Origin of the sequence: Microcoleus sp. B5-D4, assembly GCF_036705145.1 — a bacterium.
Lineage (GTDB): Bacteria > Cyanobacteriota > Cyanobacteriia > Cyanobacteriales > Microcoleaceae > Microcoleus.
Window position 1 is genome coordinate 58,545 of the sequence record NZ_JAUBTV010000013.1, and the last position, 18,270, is coordinate 76,814.

The 18,270-nt window shown below is 45.6% G+C and carries 16 protein-coding genes; 13 read left to right on the top strand and 3 right to left on the bottom strand.

Annotation, left to right across the window (positions count from 1 at the left end):
• Positions 1 to 3,027: WD40 repeat domain-containing protein (locus QUB10_RS09070; RefSeq protein WP_333201403.1), on the top strand; the 3,027-nt coding region annotated here is incomplete at its 5' end.
• A 587-nt stretch (positions 3,028 to 3,614) separates the two neighbouring features.
• Here QUB10_RS09070 and QUB10_RS09075 read toward each other — a convergent pair.
• Positions 3,615 to 4,226: a 2OG-Fe(II) oxygenase gene (locus tag QUB10_RS09075; RefSeq protein ID WP_333201405.1), complete on the bottom strand. Its 612-nt coding sequence runs from the start codon at positions 4,224 to 4,226 to the stop codon at positions 3,615 to 3,617.
• Between the two features lie 239 nt (positions 4,227 to 4,465).
• Between QUB10_RS09075 and QUB10_RS09080 the strand changes: the two genes are divergently transcribed.
• The 10 genes from QUB10_RS09080 to QUB10_RS09125 all read left to right on the top strand — a co-directional run bounded on the left by QUB10_RS09080 (position 4,466) and on the right by QUB10_RS09125 (position 13,387).
• Positions 4,466 to 4,684: a hypothetical protein gene (locus QUB10_RS09080; protein ID WP_333201407.1), complete on the top strand. Its 219-nt coding sequence runs from the start codon at positions 4,466 to 4,468 to the stop codon at positions 4,682 to 4,684.
• A 176-nt stretch (positions 4,685 to 4,860) separates the two neighbouring features.
• A complete protein-coding gene (locus QUB10_RS09085; protein ID WP_333160123.1) occupies positions 4,861 to 5,220 on the top strand; it encodes a group 1 truncated hemoglobin in 360 nt (119 codons plus the stop codon).
• 171 nt (positions 5,221 to 5,391) lie between these two features.
• Positions 5,392 to 5,691, top strand: coding sequence for a hypothetical protein (locus tag QUB10_RS09090; protein ID WP_333201409.1), 300 nt, complete (start codon positions 5,392 to 5,394; stop codon positions 5,689 to 5,691).
• A 103-nt stretch (positions 5,692 to 5,794) separates the two neighbouring features.
• Entirely contained in the window at positions 5,795 to 5,926 is a 132-nt protein-coding gene (locus tag QUB10_RS09095) for a hypothetical protein (protein ID WP_333201410.1), read from the top strand.
• 231 nt (positions 5,927 to 6,157) lie between these two features.
• The gene (locus QUB10_RS09100) at positions 6,158 to 8,539 is read left to right on the top strand and encodes a glycoside hydrolase family 31 protein (RefSeq protein ID WP_333201412.1); all 2,382 of its coding nucleotides are present in this window, start codon (positions 6,158 to 6,160) and stop codon (positions 8,537 to 8,539) included.
• 161 nt (positions 8,540 to 8,700) lie between these two features.
• Entirely contained in the window at positions 8,701 to 9,045 is a 345-nt protein-coding gene (locus tag QUB10_RS09105) for a DUF433 domain-containing protein (RefSeq protein ID WP_333201414.1), read from the top strand.
• Between the two features lie 166 nt (positions 9,046 to 9,211).
• Complete coding sequence (locus QUB10_RS09110) at positions 9,212 to 9,394, top strand: hypothetical protein (protein ID WP_333201416.1); 183 nt, start codon at positions 9,212 to 9,214, stop codon at positions 9,392 to 9,394.
• Positions 9,395 to 9,541: 147 nt separating this feature from the next.
• The gene (locus tag QUB10_RS09115) at positions 9,542 to 10,690 is read left to right on the top strand and encodes an AAA family ATPase (protein ID WP_333201418.1); all 1,149 of its coding nucleotides are present in this window, start codon (positions 9,542 to 9,544) and stop codon (positions 10,688 to 10,690) included.
• Entirely contained in the window at positions 10,687 to 11,298 is a 612-nt protein-coding gene (locus QUB10_RS09120; protein WP_333201420.1) for a hypothetical protein, read from the top strand. The genes QUB10_RS09115 and QUB10_RS09120 overlap by 4 nt, the downstream gene beginning before the upstream one ends.
• 106 nt (positions 11,299 to 11,404) lie before the next feature.
• Positions 11,405 to 13,387 (top strand): ABC transporter ATP-binding protein, encoded by a 1,983-nt coding sequence (locus tag QUB10_RS09125; RefSeq protein ID WP_333201422.1) that lies wholly within the window; start codon positions 11,405 to 11,407, stop codon positions 13,385 to 13,387.
• A gap of 210 nt (positions 13,388 to 13,597) precedes the next feature.
• On the opposite strand, the gene QUB10_RS09130 is transcribed toward QUB10_RS09125, so the two are convergent.
• A protein-coding gene (locus QUB10_RS09130) for an ISKra4 family transposase (protein ID WP_333201424.1) occupies positions 13,598 to 14,673 on the bottom strand; the annotation gives its coding sequence in 2 pieces (ribosomal slippage) (positions 13,598 to 14,520 and positions 14,520 to 14,673; 1,077 coding nt in all).
• 422 nt (positions 14,674 to 15,095) lie between these two features.
• Here QUB10_RS09130 and QUB10_RS09135 point away from each other — a divergent pair.
• Positions 15,096 to 15,692 carry a Uma2 family endonuclease gene (locus QUB10_RS09135; RefSeq protein WP_333201426.1) on the top strand — a complete coding sequence of 199 codons (597 nt, stop codon included), beginning with the start codon at positions 15,096 to 15,098 and terminating at the stop codon, positions 15,690 to 15,692.
• Positions 15,693 to 15,988: 296 nt separating this feature from the next.
• On the opposite strand, the gene QUB10_RS09140 is transcribed toward QUB10_RS09135, so the two are convergent.
• A complete protein-coding gene (locus QUB10_RS09140; protein WP_333201428.1) occupies positions 15,989 to 16,411 on the bottom strand; it encodes a hypothetical protein in 423 nt (140 codons plus the stop codon).
• Positions 16,412 to 16,704: 293 nt separating this feature from the next.
• Here QUB10_RS09140 and gnd point away from each other — a divergent pair, with 293 nt between their 5' ends.
• Positions 16,705 to 18,159, top strand: a complete 1,455-nt coding sequence (gene gnd / locus QUB10_RS09145; RefSeq protein ID WP_333201429.1) for a decarboxylating NADP(+)-dependent phosphogluconate dehydrogenase — start codon at positions 16,705 to 16,707, stop codon at positions 18,157 to 18,159.
• Positions 18,160 to 18,270 lie beyond the last annotated feature (111 nt).

Consider the following 18,270-nt stretch of genomic DNA (forward strand, 5'->3'; position numbering starts at 1 on the left):
CAGGATGCCTGTTCCACCACCACAGACAGGCAGGATGCCTGTTCCACCACCACAGACAGGCAGGATGCCTGTTCCACCACCACAGACAGGCAGGATGCCTGTTCCACAGAGGATGAGGGAGTTGAGGGGTTGGTGAGGTTGCGGGTTGTGGAGAATTGGGAGTCTCAGGATGAGCCTGAACATTTGAAAACTATTCGCGATCGCCTGTTGAGAAATCAGCAAAAAGCGGGGCAGTTATTGGGGCTTTACCAGCAAATTTTGGAATCCGCGCACCCCCCCCAACCCCCCCTTGCTAAGGGGGGGCTAAATGCTGATTTACCTTTGATTAGTTCCGGGATAAATGCTGCTGCTTCACCCCTGGGAGAGCAAGAAATAGCCACTCTTACTCCCCCCCTTAGCAAGGGGGGGCTGGGGGGGGTTCTTGCTGATGGCAGTCCCGAACAAACAGAATTGCGACTGTCAGGTTTAGTGGTGCAACAACAGGGAAAACTAAAAGTTTATAACCGAATTTATGCCGAAGTTTTCAATCTTGAATGGGTGGAAAAACAGTTGGGAAAGCTGCGACCTTATTCGGAAAGTTTTAATGCTTGGAATGCTGCCAATTTTGAGGATGATTCGCGGCTGCTGCGGGGTCAGGCGCTGCAAGAAGCTTTGGAATGGGCAAAATATCAAAGTTTAAGCCATCTCGATTACCGCTTTTTAGCGGCGGCTCAGGATTTGGAAAAGCGAGAAGTTGAATTGGCTTTTGCACTGCAAGCTGAGGAAAGTCAAATATTGACACAAGCTAATGAAACTTTAAGTCTGGCCCAGCATCAAGCTAAAACAGAGTTAACGTTAGCTAAAAAACAAGCTAGAAAAATAATTGCGATCGGCTCGACAATTTTAGGGATATCTTTAGCAGCAGCTATCGCCGTACAATTGCAAGTAATTAAAGCCGATCGAGAACTCGCAGAAACCAAAATAGTCCTCGAAAGTTTGTCGTCAAAGACAACTTTAGCCTCAAACCCTTTTCCAGCACTGCTCGAAGCACTGCAAGCAGCAGATAAACTTAAAAAATTAGAGGCATTGAGTCCGGCCAAATCAGAAACTAAGATGCAAGTATCGATCGCCCTCCAACAAGCAATTTACAGCATCCGAGAGCGCGATCAACTGCTTGGCCACCAAGCTAACGTCAGAAACGTCGTTTTCTCGCCCGATGGCAAAATCCTCGCATCCGCTAGCGAAGACGATACCGTCAAACTCTGGAACCCAGACGGCATCTTACTCAGAACGCTCACCGGGCACCGAGACAACGTTTGGACTGTCAGTTTCTCACCTGACGGCAAGACGATCGCATCTGCTAGTGACGATGCTACTATCAAACTCTGGAACATCGAAAACGGCACAGAAATTAGAACCCTTACGGGGCATAGGGGCTGGGTGAGAGGAGTCAGTTTTGCTCCAGACGGGTTGGCGATCGCATCTTCGGGTTCCGACGGCACTGTCAAACTCTGGAATCCAGCAGACGGCACTTTGCTCCAAACCTTTACTGGACATAGGGGCTGGGCAACAAGCGTCACTTTTTCGCCCGACGGGTTGGCGATCGCATCTTCGGGTAGCGATCGCACTGTCAAACTTTGGAATCCAGCAGACGGAACGGAAATCGCAACGCTGACGGGCCATACCAATGCTGTCAGAAGTGTTAGTTTCTCCGACGACGGCAAAACCCTAGCATCCGCTGGTGAAGACGGTTTAGTCAAGCTGTGGGATGTCCAAAACCTGACTCTCCTCAAAACCCTGCAAGCCCACAGCCGACAAGTCTGGAACGTCAAATTCAGTCCCAGAGGCAGCCTCCGCCAAACTCTGGCTACCGCTAGCGAAGACGGCACCGTCAAATTGTGGAATTTATCGCAGTTAGGAAACATCGATCCGCAAACGCTCAAAGGACACAGTGGCAGGGTTGCCAGCCTTAGTTTCAGTCCCGACGGCCGCACTTTGGCAACTGCAGGTACCGATCGCACGGTACGACTCTGGAACCTCACCGGCATCGAACCGAAAGTTCTGGAAAGCCACCGCCGTCAGGTTTTCAGTGCGAGTTTCTCGCCAGACGGCAAAACAGTTGCCTCCGGTAGCAGCGATCGCACTGTTAAATTGTGGAATGCACAAAACGGCAGCGAAATCAAAACTTTTCTAGGACATCAAGGTGCCGTCACCAGCGTCAGTTTCGCCCCTGACGGCAAAATTTTAGCATCCGCAGGAAGCGATAAAACTATTAAATTGTGGAACCTAGAAACGGGCACCGAAATCAAAACTCTTTCAGGACATCTGAGGGGAATTGACAGCGTTGTTTTCAGTCCAGACGGTAAAATCTTAGCATCAGCAGGAGTCGATCGAACTGTGAAATTGTGGAACCTAGAAAGTGGCAGCGAAATCAAAACTCTCAAAGGACATCTCGAAAGAGTTAGAAGCGTCACATTCAGTCCCGATGGCAAAACTTTAGCATCCGCAGGGAACGATCGCACAATATTTTTCTGGGATTTAAATAATTTAGAATCTACCCCAAGAATGATTCTGAGAGCCCATAACAGCCGAATTACCAGCCTGCGTTTCAGTCCCGACGGCAAAATCTTAGCATCCGCCTGCGATGACAGCACCATTAAATTGTGGAATGCAGAAACAGGCACCGAACTCAAAACTATCAAAGGACACGGAACTTGGGTAAAAAGCATTAGTTTCAGTCCCGACGGCAAAATTTTAGCATCTGCCAGTTTCGATCGCACAATTAAACTGTGGAATGTAGCAGACAGCAAAACTGGATTGGAGGCGGTGCCCCTACAAACTTTTGAGGGACATAGCGATCAAGTTAATGACGTTAACATCAGTCCCGACGGCAAAACTCTTGTTTCTGCCAGCGATGATTCTACTTTAAGGATCTGGAATTTGGAACTTGATGTAGATAGTTTAATGAAACTGAGTTGCCAATGGCTGAGCAATTATATTGCTAATCATCCCGAAGAAAAAGCGATCGCAGAAATCTGCAATCCTTAAAAACACCGCATTCTAATGCCCTCAAGTGTGCCGAAGCGTACCCATAGGGTTTCTGCATCCATGACAGTCTCTAGTAATTCTCAAGTGAGTGATATTAATTCCGGTTGCATTCGGCATGATTGTTGACTGTTGACTGTTGACTAAAATTCTCCCAACTGATATTAAATCCGTTGGCATCGGAATTATTCATCTCTCTCTTCGCTTTCTCTGTATCCTCTGTGTCAAGAGCGGTTTAATCATTCCCATCCAACGGGAATGGATATGACAACTGACTGTTTGGACATTTGAACAATACCGATGCAACCGGAAACGATATGAATCATTATCAGATTCAAAATTTAACTTCTCAAAAAATCACCTCCTCTCCTGTTAATACCATTTGAGATTTTAGATTAAAGAATAGGGAACGAGTGATGAACTAAGGGTTGGAAACACTGACCTCTAGTGGCAGTTTTTTTACTGGTATAAACAAGCGCCAAAGTATAGCTGGCTATTTAAGTGTCTTTTGGAGGTAATCTCGCATTAATTCCTTCTTTAAATGGCAAACAGTTTTAATTTTCCAAAAGTTTTTTTTGAGACAAGAAACCTTACTTAATTTTTGCTTTCACGGCCCTAGATTCCACTGTGAATCCTGGAATATCTTGCAGTTCAGTTTCGCTCAAACTGTACTGTTCGCAAACCAAACTCAAACGAGTTCCGGTACTTTTAACAGCGTTGACAGAGTGAGTCAAATCTCCTTGAAAATATATCAGCGAGTTGGCTTGCGGCTTAATCTGCCCGACTTGCTGTTTGTTGCGTCGCAGTATCAATTCTCCCCCTTGCAAGTTCGGCGGTACTTGCACGTACAAAACGCTGACGGCTGCGGGAGGTTCAACTGTTTTGCAGTACGATCGCAAAGATCGATCGATATGCGGATCGACGCGGGAACCTTCACCCAGCAACAAAGGGTTGAGGTAAAAAGCATTGCATTCAGGCAGTAATGCTTGGTCTAGATAGGGTTTGAACAAAGGGAACCGCCGTTCTACTTCGGCGATTTCCGAACGTTGAAACACCACGGAAAACCCTTTTGTGCCAATGAAATCGCGGTTGAGGTTGTTGATTGCTAGATAAGGGGAGGCTAGAATTGCTCCTCGCAAGTCGTTGAGGTACTCGATCGAGAAAGCGTTCGGATGTTGGCTATAGTATTTCAAGGCACTCAAAAATCATCAAAGTTTAAGGAAACAGCAGATAGAAATGCAGCAATCGCTCAGACTTGGGATTGCTTCGTTCCGCGCAATGACATAATAATGTTTATTTGTGTCCGCGTACTTAAGTTAAAGGTTTTTCTTAACTGCGGGCGATCGCCCGGAAGTGTCAAAACCGACTAGCAACGGCAGAATATCAGTATACAGGCGATCGTCGTTGTGATTCGATTATATTTGCAATTCGCTTATACATGATGCCGCTGGGCAGCCGATCGCCGATTTATTTTAACTTGTCCAATTGCAGGGGCGATCGCGTAAATTGCGATCGCATCGGGCCTCTGTTTTATCACCGATTTCTTGAGTTTGCTAGCTGGAAAACAGATGCGTGTTGGTGGTGTATAGGAAACATCTTGCTAAAACAAGCAATCCGTGCATTAGGTCAAAATGCTAGCAGGGCGATCGACAATATCTAACTGGCGATAGAACCTTAATAAAGTTTACAAATAGAGGGTGGCCTAAACAATACCAGCAGTCGCAACAGTTACTAAGTAATTATTTCACATTAAATTAATATTTCACAGGGTGAAAAAAGCAAAACTGCCAGCTATAATTAAAGAGTAAGTGAAAAAAAATAACTCGCTGAAACGATATGGCAACAACATTGTACGAAAAAATGGGTGGAGAGCCAGCCATTAAAGAGATGGTAGATGATTTTTACCGCGATGTTTTGGCTGACGAGATAGTGAGCCACTTCTTCGATCATACAGATATGGAAAAGCAGCGCCGCCATCAAACTGCTTTTATCTCCTATGCCCTTGGCGGCCCCAAGCAATACTCAGGCCGTTCAATGGAGAAAGCACACGCAGGTTTGAATTTACAGCCTGAACACTTTGATGCAATTGTGAAGCATTTGACAGATGCAATAGTTGCCCACGGCGCGTCCCAAGAGGATCTCGATGAAGCGCTAGGTAAGATCGCGACTTTGAAAGAGGCTGTTTTGTACAAGTAAGATATAGTGAATGCAACAGGGTTTTTGCAGCCACTAGAATAGTGATAAAAGTGGAGATTTCGTAATTGTGCAGCGAAAGCTCCACTTGGTTTTTTGCCGGATATAATGAACCGCTTTCGACGCGAAGGAAGAGAAAAGTTCACAATTGAGGCGTTATCAAGAACAGGCAAGATGCCTGTTCCACAAGAAAATTTAGTCTTTGTGGAACAGGCATCTTGCCTGTTCATAAAGCCTGATTTAAAAGGAAAAATGGTGCAAAGGCTCAGTTATTTTCCACTTAATTTATGGATACCTGTTTCATTTTTTATAGTAGCTTATTCGTTATCAAGAACAGGCAAGATGCCTGTTCCACAAGAAAATTTAGTCTTTGTGGAACAGGCATCTTGCGTTATCAAGAACAGGCAAGATGCCTGTTCCACAAGAAAATTTAGTCTTTGTGGAACAGGCACCTTGCCTGTTCATAAAGCCTGATTTAAAAGGAAAAATGGTGCAAAGTGTCAGTTATTTTCCACTTAATTTATGGATACCTGTTTCATTTTTTATAGATGCTTATTCGTTATCAAGAACAGGCAAGATGCCTGTTCCACAAGAAAATTTAGTCTTTGTGGAACAGGCATCTTGCGTTATCAAGAACAGGCAAGATGCCTGTTCCACAAGAAAATTTAGTCTTTGTGGAACAGGCATCTTGCCTGTTCCTAAAGCCTGATTTAAAAGGAAAAATGGTGCAAAGGGTCACTTATTTTCCAGTTAATTTATGGATATGTTTCATTTTTTATAGATGCTTATTCGGCTAGCCACGGTATCGCTGAAGTATATTTTACCGCATTGGTTTATTTACTTGAAATGCTGAAAAGTTATATTCCTCCTTTAGCTAGATGACGGTAGTCAAGTGCGGCTTGCACGATCGGTTTACTAATTGTTAATTACCAAATCGTATATGCCGCAATACTTCGGAAATCTCCAAACTACTGAACAGCCTTGGTCAACCATCGGCTCAGTACAATCTATCAATAAGACCGATTCCCTACGGGATAGCTGCGCTTCACGCACAATTCACTTTAAGTGCGGCGAGACCTCCCTAAATATCAGCATCCTCGCACCGAATTTAATCCGAGTGCGAATGTCCCCGACAGGTGAATTTAACAGCCGATCGCACTCAATAACCGTCCCTGACGAAGAGTGGGAAATTATACCATTTGAAGTGCGAGAAACAGACGAAAAAATAGAAATTGAAACCGCACAAATATTGATTTCCGTAAAGCGCGATCGCACTTCCATCGAATGCTTCGACAAATCGGGAAAACCCTTTGCTAGCGACTGCGATCCCAGTATGGGATGGCGCACCGGCGCAACCGCAGGCTGGAAACGCATCGAAGCAGACGAACACTTCTACGGTTTCGGCCAACGCACCGGCTTTCTCGACAAACTCTCCGAAGTCAAGACAAACTGGACAACCGACTCCCTCGACTACAATTCCCTCACCGATGAAATGTACCAGGCGATTCCATTTTACATCGCCCTGAATCCCGATCGCGCTTACGGCATTTTCTTCAACACTACATTTTGGAGTCAATTCGACATCGGCGCCGAACAACCGGGGGTTTTGCGGATGGAAACCAGAGGCCCGGAACTCGACTACTACATTATTTACGGCCCGGAACCCGCCCAAATTCTCGCCACCTACACGCAGTTAACCGGCCGGATGCCGCTTCCGCCAAAATGGGCGCTGGGATACCACCAATGCCGCTGGAGCTACGAATCCGAGGACGTTGTGCGCGAGTTGGCGAAGGAATTTCGCGATCGGGCGATTCCCTGCGATGTCATCCACCTCGACATCGACTATATGCGCGGCTACCGCGTTTTTACCTGGAGCCCGAAGCGTTTCCCCGATCCCGCGAAACTGATCGCAGACTTGAAAGCAGCGGGTTTTAAGGTTGTCACGATTGTCGATCCCGGTGTCAAGTACGAACCGGAAGCAGATTATGAGATATTCGATCGCGGTGTGGAGAATGACTATTTCGTTCGCACCGCAGAGGGAAAGCTATTCCACGGTTACGTTTGGCCGGACAAAGCGGTGTTTCCCGACTTCCTGCGGCCGGAGGTACGCGAGTGGTGGGGCGAATTGCACAAAACCCTGACAGATATTGGGATTGCGGGGATTTGGAACGACATGAACGAACCTGCGATCGCAGAACGGCCTTTTGGTGACGGCGGCGAACACATCAGCTTTCCCCTGGATGCACCGCAAGGCCCGGAATCCGATCGCGCTACCCACGCGGAAACGCACAATTTGTATGGGTTGATGATGGCGAAAGCTTGTGCTGAGGGGTTGCAAAAAGTGCGATCTGGCGATCGATCTTTTGTGCTGACGCGATCGGGTTTTGCGGGCGTTCAGCGTTACTCCTCGGTGTGGATGGGCGACAATCAATCGCAGTGGGAACACTTAGAAATGTCGCTACCAATGCTTTGCAATATGGGGCTTTCCGGCGTGGCGTTTGTCGGTTGCGACATCGGCGGTTTTGCGGGGAATGCAACGGCTGAATTGTTCGCGCGGTGGATGCAGGTGGGGATGCTGTATCCCTTGATGCGCGGTCATTCGGCGATGAGTACGGCGCAGCACGAACCCTGGGTTTTTGGATCTCGCACTGAGAAGATTTGCCGCGAATACATCAATTTGCGCTATCAGTTGTTGCCTTATATTTACACGTTGTTTTGGGAAGCAGCGACGACGGGAACGCCGATTTTGCGACCGCTACTGTATCATTTTCCGCGCGATCGCACAACTTATCACCTTTACGATCAAGTATTGCTCGGCCCGTCGCTGATGGCTGCACCTGTTTACCGCCCGGGTGTTGAACACCGCGCCGTGTATTTGCCGGAGGGGACTTGGTACGATTGGTGGACGGGCGAATGCTATCAGGGCCCGACGCACATTTTGGCTTATGCACCTTTGGAGAGAATGCCGCTTTACGTGCGGGGAGGGGGCATAATTGCGTTAGCGAAGCCCTCGAAGAGGATCGCACCTGTGAGGCAATTTGTCAGCGAAGAACCGCTTGAGTCATTAAAAATGCGAATTGGGCCCGGAAGCGGTGAATGGACGCTTTATGAGGACGACGGACACAGTTTTGAACATGAAAAAGGTGTCTGGGCAACGACTAATTACAAAGTGTATTTGGAAGGGGACAAAAGTATCGTTGAAATTGCCGCGCGCGAGGGTCAATTTTTGATATCAGAACGCGAAGTTATTGTGGAAGTTGTTGGCGTTGGCGAACAGCGATTTACAGATGATGGTACGGTGCGGCGTTTGACATTTGGATAACTTTGGCATAAAGCGGTTTATGCTATGGTGGGATTGATTCAGGGCGATCGCTCGATCTGGTAGAGTTTGAGATGGAAAGGGCGATCGTATCTATAGAAAACAGTGAGCCTGCGTTTGGGTGCGATCGGGTATTGATAAATTAACAAATGGAGGAATAAACTATGCTTCTAGAAGAATATTTTGAGTTTTTAGCCGATGATGACATTCGAGTAAAAGGGACAAGAGTAGGAATAGAAAGCATCCTCTACGAATATATTTATCAGCAACGTTCACCCGAGGAAATTTTAAAACACTTTTACACTTTGACTCTCGACCAAATCTATGCGACAATTTTGTATTATTTAAACAATAAGACCGTCTTGGATAAATATATCGCAGACTGGCTAGAATGGTCGTACCAACAACGCAAAGCCCAAGAACTAAACCCTCATCCAGCTTCGATAAGACTCCAAAAAATAAAGGAAGAAAGAAACAAAAAAAATGGCACTCAAGTATCTCATGGATGAAAATATTGACCAGATTTATCCTACTTAAATTCGGAGCAAACAAGTAGGATTAATTATTCGGGTCATTGGCGAACCTTTCATACCAGCAAAAGGAACTAAAGACCCGGAAATTTTAGAATGGTGTGAAAAATATGACTTTATCCTAGTCACGAATAACCGTAAATCTATGCCTGTTCACTTAAACGATCATTTGCAAGCCAATCGTCATATTCCTGGGATATTTATTTTAAACGCGAATTTAAGCATTGGGCAAAACATCGATGAATTAATTTTGATTGGTGAATGTTCTTTTTTCAATGAATATCAAGACCAAATTATTCATCTACCTATCACTAAAGAGGTTTATTGATGATGATTCAATCGATACCCAAATTAATAACTTTTCACGATTTTCTGGAAGGGACACCCAAAAACGGACGCTATGGGCTACATAACGCAGTTATTTTTGAGATGCCAAATCCAATATGCTCAACTATTTCTTGATTAGGTTAAAATAATGATTATCTCCCATATAGCTCTGAAAAATTGGCGCAATTTTCAGTCAGTGAATGTTGATTTGCGCGATCGCGTTTTTGTGGTAGGCCCTAATGCTTGTGGTAAGTCAAACTTTCTCGATTCATTGCGCTTTTTGCGGGATCTGGCTAAAGCAGGAGGCGGATTGCAGAAAGCCGTGAGCGATCGAGGTGGCGTATCAAAAATTCGCAGTCTTTATGCGCGCCGTTATCCAGATGTAGAAATAGAAATTCACCTTTCCGAATCTAATGCCCAACAGCCATTATGGAGGTATGGGCTGGGAATTAAACATAGAAAAGGCGGCAAAAATGAGCCGATTGTTGCCTACGAACGAGTTTGGAAAGGCGAGGAGCAAATTGTCAATCGCCCTACTCCCGAAGATAAAAATGATGAGCTACGTCTCACCCAGACTTATTTAGAGCAAATTAATGCCAATGCAGAATTCAGAGAAATTTCTAAATTTTTAGAAGCGATTTTATATTTACATTTAATTCCTCAGTTAGTTCGCCATCCCGAAGCTTTTGCTACCCCTGGACTTTCCGAAGATCCTTTTGGGAGAACTTTTTTAGAGCGAGTTGCTAAAACTACCGAAAAAACCAGAAAATCGCGATTAAAAAAAATTGAAGATGCTTTAAAGCTGGCCGTCCCACAATTGAAAAACCTCACAGATACCAAAGATGTGATGGGAGTTCCGCATTTGGAAGCTGTTTACGAACATTGGCGGCCCGGAGCAGGAAAACAACGGGAAGACCAATTTTCTGACGGAACGTTACGGTTAATTGGTTTACTCTGGTCACTGTTAGAATCCGATTCATTATTGTTATTAGAAGAACCCGAACTTTCCTTAAATTCGGCGATTGTTAGCAATCTACCCTCTCTGATTTATCGCCTTCAGCGCCCGAAAAAGCGACAGGTTATTCTTAGTACCCATAGTGCTGATTTGCTCTCAGACAAAGGCATTGGCGGCGAAGAGGTGCTGCTAATGACACCGACTCCTGAAGGAACTCAGGTAAAACTTGCTTCAAGTAATGAACAAATCAAAATGCTATTAGAAGGAGGTTTAAGCATAGCTGATGCTGCACTTCCTCTGACAGCACCGCCCGCGATCGAACAACTCAGTTTATTCAAATGACAGATATTCCCATCAATCTAGTGTTTGAGGATGTACTGAGTGAAGCAGTTCTTAAACAAATGCTCAAACAGTCTCAACGTCCCTTTTCAGTGGGACACTGCTTGAATCAGAGAGGATATGGCAAAATTAAAAAGATTATTTCTGGATTAAATCATGCGGCCAAGGGAATGCCATACTTAGTCTTAACTGATTTGGATAATGCAGAATGCCCGCTAGTAATTATTTCCGAGTGGTTAACTCAACCAAAGCATCCTAATCTGCTGTTTCGGATTGCTGTTAAAGAAGTGGAAGCGTGGTTACTTGCACATCGATCGGCATTTGCCGAATTTCTGGGTATTTCAGTAGACTTGATTCCTGGCGACGCGGATCGAATTCCAGACCCCAAGCTGCTTTTAATCAATTTGGCTAAAAAGTCAAAGAAGCGAAATCTGCGGGAGGCGATCGTCCCCGATCGTAATAGTACGGCAAAAATTGGTAAAGACTACAACGGTCAACTGATCCAGTTTGTCAATCAAAGTTGGCAGGTTGCGTCAGCACAGACTAATTCCCCCAGTTTGGAACGAGCTATGAATGCACTCATAAATTTTCAACCAACCTGGGAAAATTGAGGAGAAAGACCAATACTGCGCCCTGTCATTGTTTGGCAAACAGTTAATAAATACTGTTACAATATAGCGTCCGGGGATGACTAGACCCGACACCTACCCACAAACTATGCAAGCCATCCAAATTACCACCTTCCAAGCTTTGTGGCGCAGCCTGGGCCTGATAATCAAAGCCGCACCAATAGAACTCCGCAATTTAATAATACTCAACATCATCGCCGGTGCGGCCCCATCTGCCGTGCTTTTTTTAGATAAATTAATCATTGATGAAGTATCTCGGTTGCTGTCGCAAACCCAAACAGCACAGCCCTTTGCTTTGATGCTTTCCCGGCCAATATTGCTGTGGAGTATTGCCGGAGTCTTAAGTCTTAGGTTAGTCGGCGATGCCCTAGACACAATGAGCTCTTTTGCAGCGACATCTTTGCGCGATCGCGTTCAAGGCTTTGTCGAAGGAAAAGTCCTGGAAAAAGTCGCTAATTTCGACGATATTGCCCTGTTTGAAAACCCGGAACTATTAAATATAGTAGAACTCGCAAAAACCGGAGTATTCAAAATACAGCAACTAGCATTTACCATCAGCATGACCATCACGGGAATTTTTATATTTATTCCATCGATAGGCCTTGCTGCTGCGATAGCTTGGTGGGTGCCAGTAGTGATGTTGATTTCATCCTGTCCCTCAATTTACATCCAAAGAAAATATAGCAAAATCATCTGGAGAGTTCAAAGAAAGCAAGCTAAAATCAGCCGCGAGATGAACTTATCCGCTAGAGTCTTGACGGGCGAAGAATATGCTAAAGAATTGCGTTTGTTTGGCTTGCAGGAACTTTGGCTCAAACGCTGGCAGGATCAGTTTTTGCAATTTTTTAGCGAGATGCAGCAAATCCGAAAAAAAGGAGCAATTGTTTTACTTTTGTGGTCAGTGTTTAGTAGAATCGGAGTAGCTTTGCCATTTGTTTATGTGGTAATGGGAGCTTTGGGTGGTCGCTATACTTTGGGAGATTTGGCGCTGTATTCTGGTTTGATTGTTCAGGTGGAGCAAAGTTTGCAATTACTTATAGGCAATTATGCTAATTTGTACGATATCTCTCTCGGTGTTACTCCGATTTTTCAACTTTTGGAACTCAAGCCAGAATTGCAGTCTCCGCTTGGGGATGTAGCATCTCGCCTGCCTAGCTTACCAGAAGACGGGCAAGATGCCCGTGCCACAAGTCAATTACCAAGTCACGGGCAAGATGCCCGTCCCACAAGTCAATTACCAAGTCACGGGCAAGATGCCCGTGCCACAAGTCAATTACCAAGTCACGGGCAAGATGCCCGTGCCACAAAAGATAAAATTGGCATCGAGATTAAGCATCTATCTTTCTGCTATCCCGGTAGCAATAAAAGCACGGTTGAAGATATCAACTTAACGATTAATCCGGGTGAAATGCTAGTGCTTGTTGGTGAAAATGGCGCGGGTAAAACAACTCTTGGCAAACTCCTCGGCCGCCTGTACGACCCGACAAGTGGTACGATCGACTGGAACGGCAAAGATTTGCGATCGTACTCTCTAGCATACGTGCGATCGCGCATCGCCGTCGTCATGCAAGATTACGCCCGTTTCCCCTCCACAGTTCGCGAAAACGTCGGTTTCGGCGACTTGCTTTCACTCTCAGATGACAGCGCAATTAACGAAGCTATTTCCGAAGCAGGAATTAGTGCAAAAGTCAATAGTCTTGCCGCAGGTTTAGAGACTCCCTTGGGGAAACAATTAGAAGACGGCATAGACTTATCGGGGGGACAGTGGCAAAGAATTGCGATCGCCCGCGCCTTAATGCGGCTTTCTACAGCCGAAGTGCTCATTTTTGACGAACCAACCGCCGCCCTAGACCCCAAGACAGAACACGAAATTTACAGCATCTTCCGCCAAATAGCCGCCGGGAAAACAACCATAGTCATCAGTCACAGATTGGGATTAGCAAAAATTGCCGATCGCATCGCCGTGATGGAAAACGGTAAAATAGCAGAAATAGGAACTCACGACGAATTGATAGCATCAAACGGAATTTACTGCTCAATGTTCACCCGTCAAGCTAGCAGCTATATTTAGAGTTAAACAAACAGTCCGCCAGGGGTTAAAACCCCTGTCTCATAGCGAAAGTCGGTTGAAACCGACTGGGGAGATATTGCAATGCTTGTTCAAAAATGTGTCTTTCAGTCCTCTTTGAGAGGACTTTTGCTATGAGACGCGGGCTTTCAACCCCGGCGGACTTGTGGGTTAGCGTGGGGAGCATGTCACTTTTGCAGTGAGCAATTATACTTAGGCAGGTTTTCCCTGATTACCAATTAAGCCGTTTAAGTAAGCACAACGATGAGCTAATACTTGTCCCACATGTTCTGATTTCCAACTAGCTCCTGATATTTTAATTCGTCTGGCTATTTGCTTAATCCCTGATTCTACCGCTCCTGAACCAATTGAACAGATGCCATCCCTTGAGCAAACTTCATAGTTGATAATCCTTTGTTTATGCTTTTCTAAATATTTGCAAAAATTCACTGCTGATTTTTTCTTGAGCTTTGTAAATAGAGCTACCGCATTCTCTACATTCCCTTGCCACAAATATGCTTCTGCTTGCTTAATTCGCTTCATTGAACCACCTACTTTCTGAAGATTTTGATTCAGATGATACCAATCGAGAATTTCTCTTCTGTCCTGTTGACTACTGATTTCCTTAAATATATTCCACACTCCATCATGTCCATCACCTACGCAAGTTACAGGTTTTGCTAACGGTTGTTTATTTGCCCAATTAACGAGGATATCATTTTGATTGAAACTAGCCATCATACCAGCTTCCGACACAATTGCTTTATAGTCTTTCCATTCAGACTTTTCTCCTTGAGGTGCCCTCAGTCGTACTTTTCCACCATCTGCACTTAGCTCCGAAATATCTTCTGTTGATATCGGTTCGCTGAAGTCTTGATAATGTACTAATATGAGTTGTGTTTTAGCCGGAACAGTCACTCCCGTTAGATACTTAATATCTTGGGCTGCATGCTTATAAGCAACATTGGCACTCAGTCTTAAGCAACAGTTTTCTAAATGTGGACTCAACCTGCTAGCACTACCGCAGCCTAGTTTAGCTGCTTGCTTCTCGGTGATACTTAAATTACCTAGGGTACTTTTTAAGGTCTTGATTCTTCCGGCTTTTGTACCGCTAGCTGAGCAGATAAAAAAAAGCCGATATGTGGTGTCACATGAGTCAAAACTTGGTCTCTCACTGCGAGTTCAATATCTTCTAATGTCTGCAAGGAATCAGGATTATAATCATCATAAAGTATGGCAGAAATAGCATCTAGGTGTGTTTTAATTGTCTGTTGTTGTTCAGGTGTCATGATTATATATGCAGTGGGAAGAGATGATAATTATCGCCATTATACTGATGATGGGTAAAAAAGTCATGGTGGGGTTCACGAGTATTTATACTCATCGCAAAAGTGACACGCTCCCAGTTAGCGTGGGGACTTTGGCGCGGGAGATTGTGATAAATTCTCGCGGATTTGCCATCTAATTTCTCTCGTTAGGTGGCGATAAACCGAGTTTCTGCGACAAGTTTCAGTTGAGTACGAGAAATATCGGAAGAAACCCGGTTCCTGGGATTAGCTGCGTGGCGATAAACCGGGTTTCTGCGACAATTTTCCGCCTCGCACGAGAAATATCGAAAGAAACCCGGTTTCTGAGCGTGCGATCTTTTTGAGAAAATTGTCAGAAAGTGGGAGTTATAATAAAACCAAGCTAGTTGGCGATAATATCAACGATGGAAACTATAACTCTCAACCTACCTGCATCCGTCGCTTTAACCGACGAACAATTTTATCAATTGTCCATCGCTAATGAAGAGTGGCGATTAGAACAAACCCCCGAAGGAGAACTAATTATTATGCCTCCAACAGGCGGCGAAAGCGGCATCAGAAATTCGGATCTCAACCTGGGACTCGGTTTGTGGAATCGTCAGACTCGATTGGGAAAAGTCTTTGACTCTTCCACCGTCTTTCAATTACCCAACGGTGCGAAGCGTTCCCCTGACGCTGCTTGGGTACTCCGAGAACGTTGGGAAGCATTATCTGCAGAAGATAAGCGCAGGTTTCCTCCCCTGTGCCCGGACTTTGTAATTGAATTGCGTTCCCAAACGGATTCCCTAGAAACATTGCGGGCTAAAATGCGGTATTATCGAACTAACGGCTGTCGCTTAGGTTGGCTAATTGACCCGCAAACGCCTTTAGTAGAAATCTATCGGTTGTCTGAAGATGTAGCAGAAGTAATTAATTTCTCTTTTGACCAACCGCCTACACTTTCGGGTGAAGATGTACTTCCCGGATTTCTTCTAGATATTACACCTATTCTCAATCCTTGAATCTAGATCGAGAACTGTCGCCCAAGTTGCGAGAAACCGGGTTTCTGCGACAATTTTTGGTTGAGTACGAGAGATGTAGGAAGAAACCCGGTTTCTGGGATTCACTGCGTGGCGAAAAACCGGATTTCTGCGAATAATTTGGATTGAGTACGATAAATATAGGAAGGAACCCGGTTTCTGGGATTAGCTGCGTGGCGAGAAACCGGGTTTCGGCGAGAATTTTTGGTTGAGTACGAGAGATATAGGAAGAAACCGGGTTTCTGAGATTCTTGTGCCTCCAAAAAGTCGATCGCAAATTATCTCCCCGTCAACGTATCCGCATAAGGATCGGGCAAAGCTTGCTGCACCTCCAAAAGCGGCAAAGGATCTCCAGTCAACGGTTGGCTAATCAAATTTTTTTTTACCCCATCCCCCCGGCGATCGCGCTCTTGCAAATGCGATAATTCCTCTTGATAAACCGCAACAATCCGCGCCAAACTCCCCGCCAAATCATCCCAATTCTCATCTCCTCCCAACTTCTCAGAAATTCCCTCAAATAACTCTCCCGCTTGCCTTTTTTGAACATAAGCTTTCAAAAGCTTTCCCGACTTTTGCAAAACCGCCTGATAAATATCCCCATCCGACCACCACAGCCCCTGTTGACTCAGCAGCCAAGTCAAAATATACTCGCGAGCGTGTTGCTCCTTCACCCAGGCCGCGAGATACTGCAAATCTTCCATAGTTACAACAGTCTCCTCAATTTTCCTTAAAATGTCCGCTTGTTTGTATCTACCGTTACCGCGATCGACATAATACCTGCCTTATCATCACCTGTCCCCGTCATTAATATCCCTTAAATCTTAAAAAAACCCTACTGATTTACCAAACAGCAATTCTGAGAATATAAAAATAAACCTAAACCTCCTAGGTCTATTGTCCAATACTTTTAGTCCACCGGAAAGCGGTACACCCCGCCTCGCTTTCCTCTCTCGCAAACCTATCATCAAGCGGGAACAACCAGCGGGTTATTAGCATGACAAAGCAAAATTTTGGTTTAATCGGTCTAGCAGTGATGGGCGAAAACCTAGCGCTCAACGTCGAAAGCAGAGGCTTCTCCGTGGCTGTATACAACCGCACCGCAGCCAAAACCGACGACTTCATGGCCCAACGCGCCCCCGGCAAGAACATTGTAGCCGCCAAGACTCTGACAGAATTCGTCGATGTCCTAGAAACCCCACGCCGAATCTTAGTCATGGTGCAAGCTGGGAAACCCGTAGATGCCGTCATCGACCAGCTCAAACCCATGCTGTCACCGGGCGACATGATTATTGACGGCGGCAACTCGCTCTACGACGACACTGAACGCCGCACCAAAGATTTAGAATCGATGGGACTGGGATTTGTCGGCATGGGCATCAGTGGCGGCGAAGAAGGCGCGCTCAACGGTGCTAGCTTGATGCCCGGTGGCACCCGCACTGCTTACGGCCTACTAGAGCCAATTCTCACCAAAATTGCGGCTCAAGTAGATGACGGCCCCTGCGTCACATTCATCGGCCCCGGTGGCGCTGGTCACTACGTGAAGATGGTTCACAACGGCATTGAGTACGGTGATATGCAGCTCATTGCTGAAGCCTACGATTTGCTCAAAAACGTTGGTGGATTGAACGGCCAGCAATTGCAGGAAGTTTTTGCCGAATGGAATACCACAGACGAACTCAACTCGTTTTTGATTGAAATTACGGCTAATATTTTCAAGTACATTGACCCGGAAACTAAGCAACCCTTAGTTGAGGTAATTATGGACGCAGCCGGTCAAAAAGGCACCGGCCGCTGGACTGTTATGAGTGCTTTGGAATTGGGCGTGAGCATTCCCACAATTATCGCTGCTGTGAATGCCAGAATCATGTCTTCTTACAAAGACGAGCGCATCAAAGCTTCCCAAGAACTTACGGGGCCTAGCGGCAAGTACGAAGGCGATACTAAAGAGTTTGTGAATAAAGTCCGGGATGCGCTTTACTGCTCGAAGATTTGCTCCTACGCTCAAGGCATGGCGCTGTTGAGCGCGGCGTCGAAGTCGTACAATTACGACTTGAGTTTGAGCGAAATTTCCCGAATTTGGAAAGGTGGCTGTATCATTCGGGCTGGCTTTTTGGACAAGATTAAAACAGCTTTCAAAGACGACCCCACGTTGCCGAATTTGCTGTTAGCGCCGGAGTTCAAACAGAGCATTCTCGATCGCCAATCGGCTTGGCGAGACGTGTTAGCTACTGCTTGCCAACTGGGGATTGCAGTGCCAGCATTTAGCGCCTCACTGGACTATTTTGATAGCTACCGACGCGAAAGATTGCCACAAAACCTCACGCAAGCTCAGCGTGATTATTTTGGGGCTCACACCTACGAACGCACCGACAAACCGCGCGGTGAATTCTTCCACTCCGAGTGGACGCAGACTGCTAAAGAGTCGCTGCAAACCGGTACTACGGACTAATTAATTTTTGTAGGGTGCGTTTCGGCGCACCTTACTAATTATTCTGGGGTTGCTGTTTTGACGTTGGTTTTTGAGATAGCTTTTAATATATTCGTCGTTAAAGAGCGATCG

What these genes read in the sequence shown, in the direction of transcription:
- gnd (WP_333201429.1), top strand. Translation starts at nt 16,705, where the DNA reads ATGACAAAGCAAAATTTTGGTTTAATCGGTCTAGCAGTGATGGGCGAA.
- QUB10_RS09100 (WP_333201412.1), top strand. Translation starts at nt 6,158, where the DNA reads ATGCCGCAATACTTCGGAAATCTCCAAACTACTGAACAGCCTTGGTCA.
- QUB10_RS09085 (WP_333160123.1), top strand. Translation starts at nt 4,861, where the DNA reads ATGGCAACAACATTGTACGAAAAAATGGGTGGAGAGCCAGCCATTAAA.
- QUB10_RS09105 (WP_333201414.1), top strand. Translation starts at nt 8,701, where the DNA reads ATGCTTCTAGAAGAATATTTTGAGTTTTTAGCCGATGATGACATTCGA.
- QUB10_RS09125 (WP_333201422.1), top strand. Translation starts at nt 11,405, where the DNA reads ATGCAAGCCATCCAAATTACCACCTTCCAAGCTTTGTGGCGCAGCCTG.
- QUB10_RS09080 (WP_333201407.1), top strand. Translation starts at nt 4,466, where the DNA reads ATGCCGCTGGGCAGCCGATCGCCGATTTATTTTAACTTGTCCAATTGC.
- QUB10_RS09110 (WP_333201416.1), top strand. Translation starts at nt 9,212, where the DNA reads ATGCCTGTTCACTTAAACGATCATTTGCAAGCCAATCGTCATATTCCT.
- QUB10_RS09135 (WP_333201426.1), top strand. Translation starts at nt 15,096, where the DNA reads ATGGAAACTATAACTCTCAACCTACCTGCATCCGTCGCTTTAACCGAC.
- QUB10_RS09115 (WP_333201418.1), top strand. Translation starts at nt 9,542, where the DNA reads ATGATTATCTCCCATATAGCTCTGAAAAATTGGCGCAATTTTCAGTCA.
- QUB10_RS09140 (WP_333201428.1), bottom strand. Translation starts at nt 16,411, where the DNA reads ATGGAAGATTTGCAGTATCTCGCGGCCTGGGTGAAGGAGCAACACGCT.
- QUB10_RS09095 (WP_333201410.1), top strand. Translation starts at nt 5,795, where the DNA reads ATGCCTGTTCCACAAGAAAATTTAGTCTTTGTGGAACAGGCATCTTGC.
- QUB10_RS09090 (WP_333201409.1), top strand. Translation starts at nt 5,392, where the DNA reads ATGCCTGTTCCACAAGAAAATTTAGTCTTTGTGGAACAGGCATCTTGC.
- QUB10_RS09120 (WP_333201420.1), top strand. Translation starts at nt 10,687, where the DNA reads ATGACAGATATTCCCATCAATCTAGTGTTTGAGGATGTACTGAGTGAA.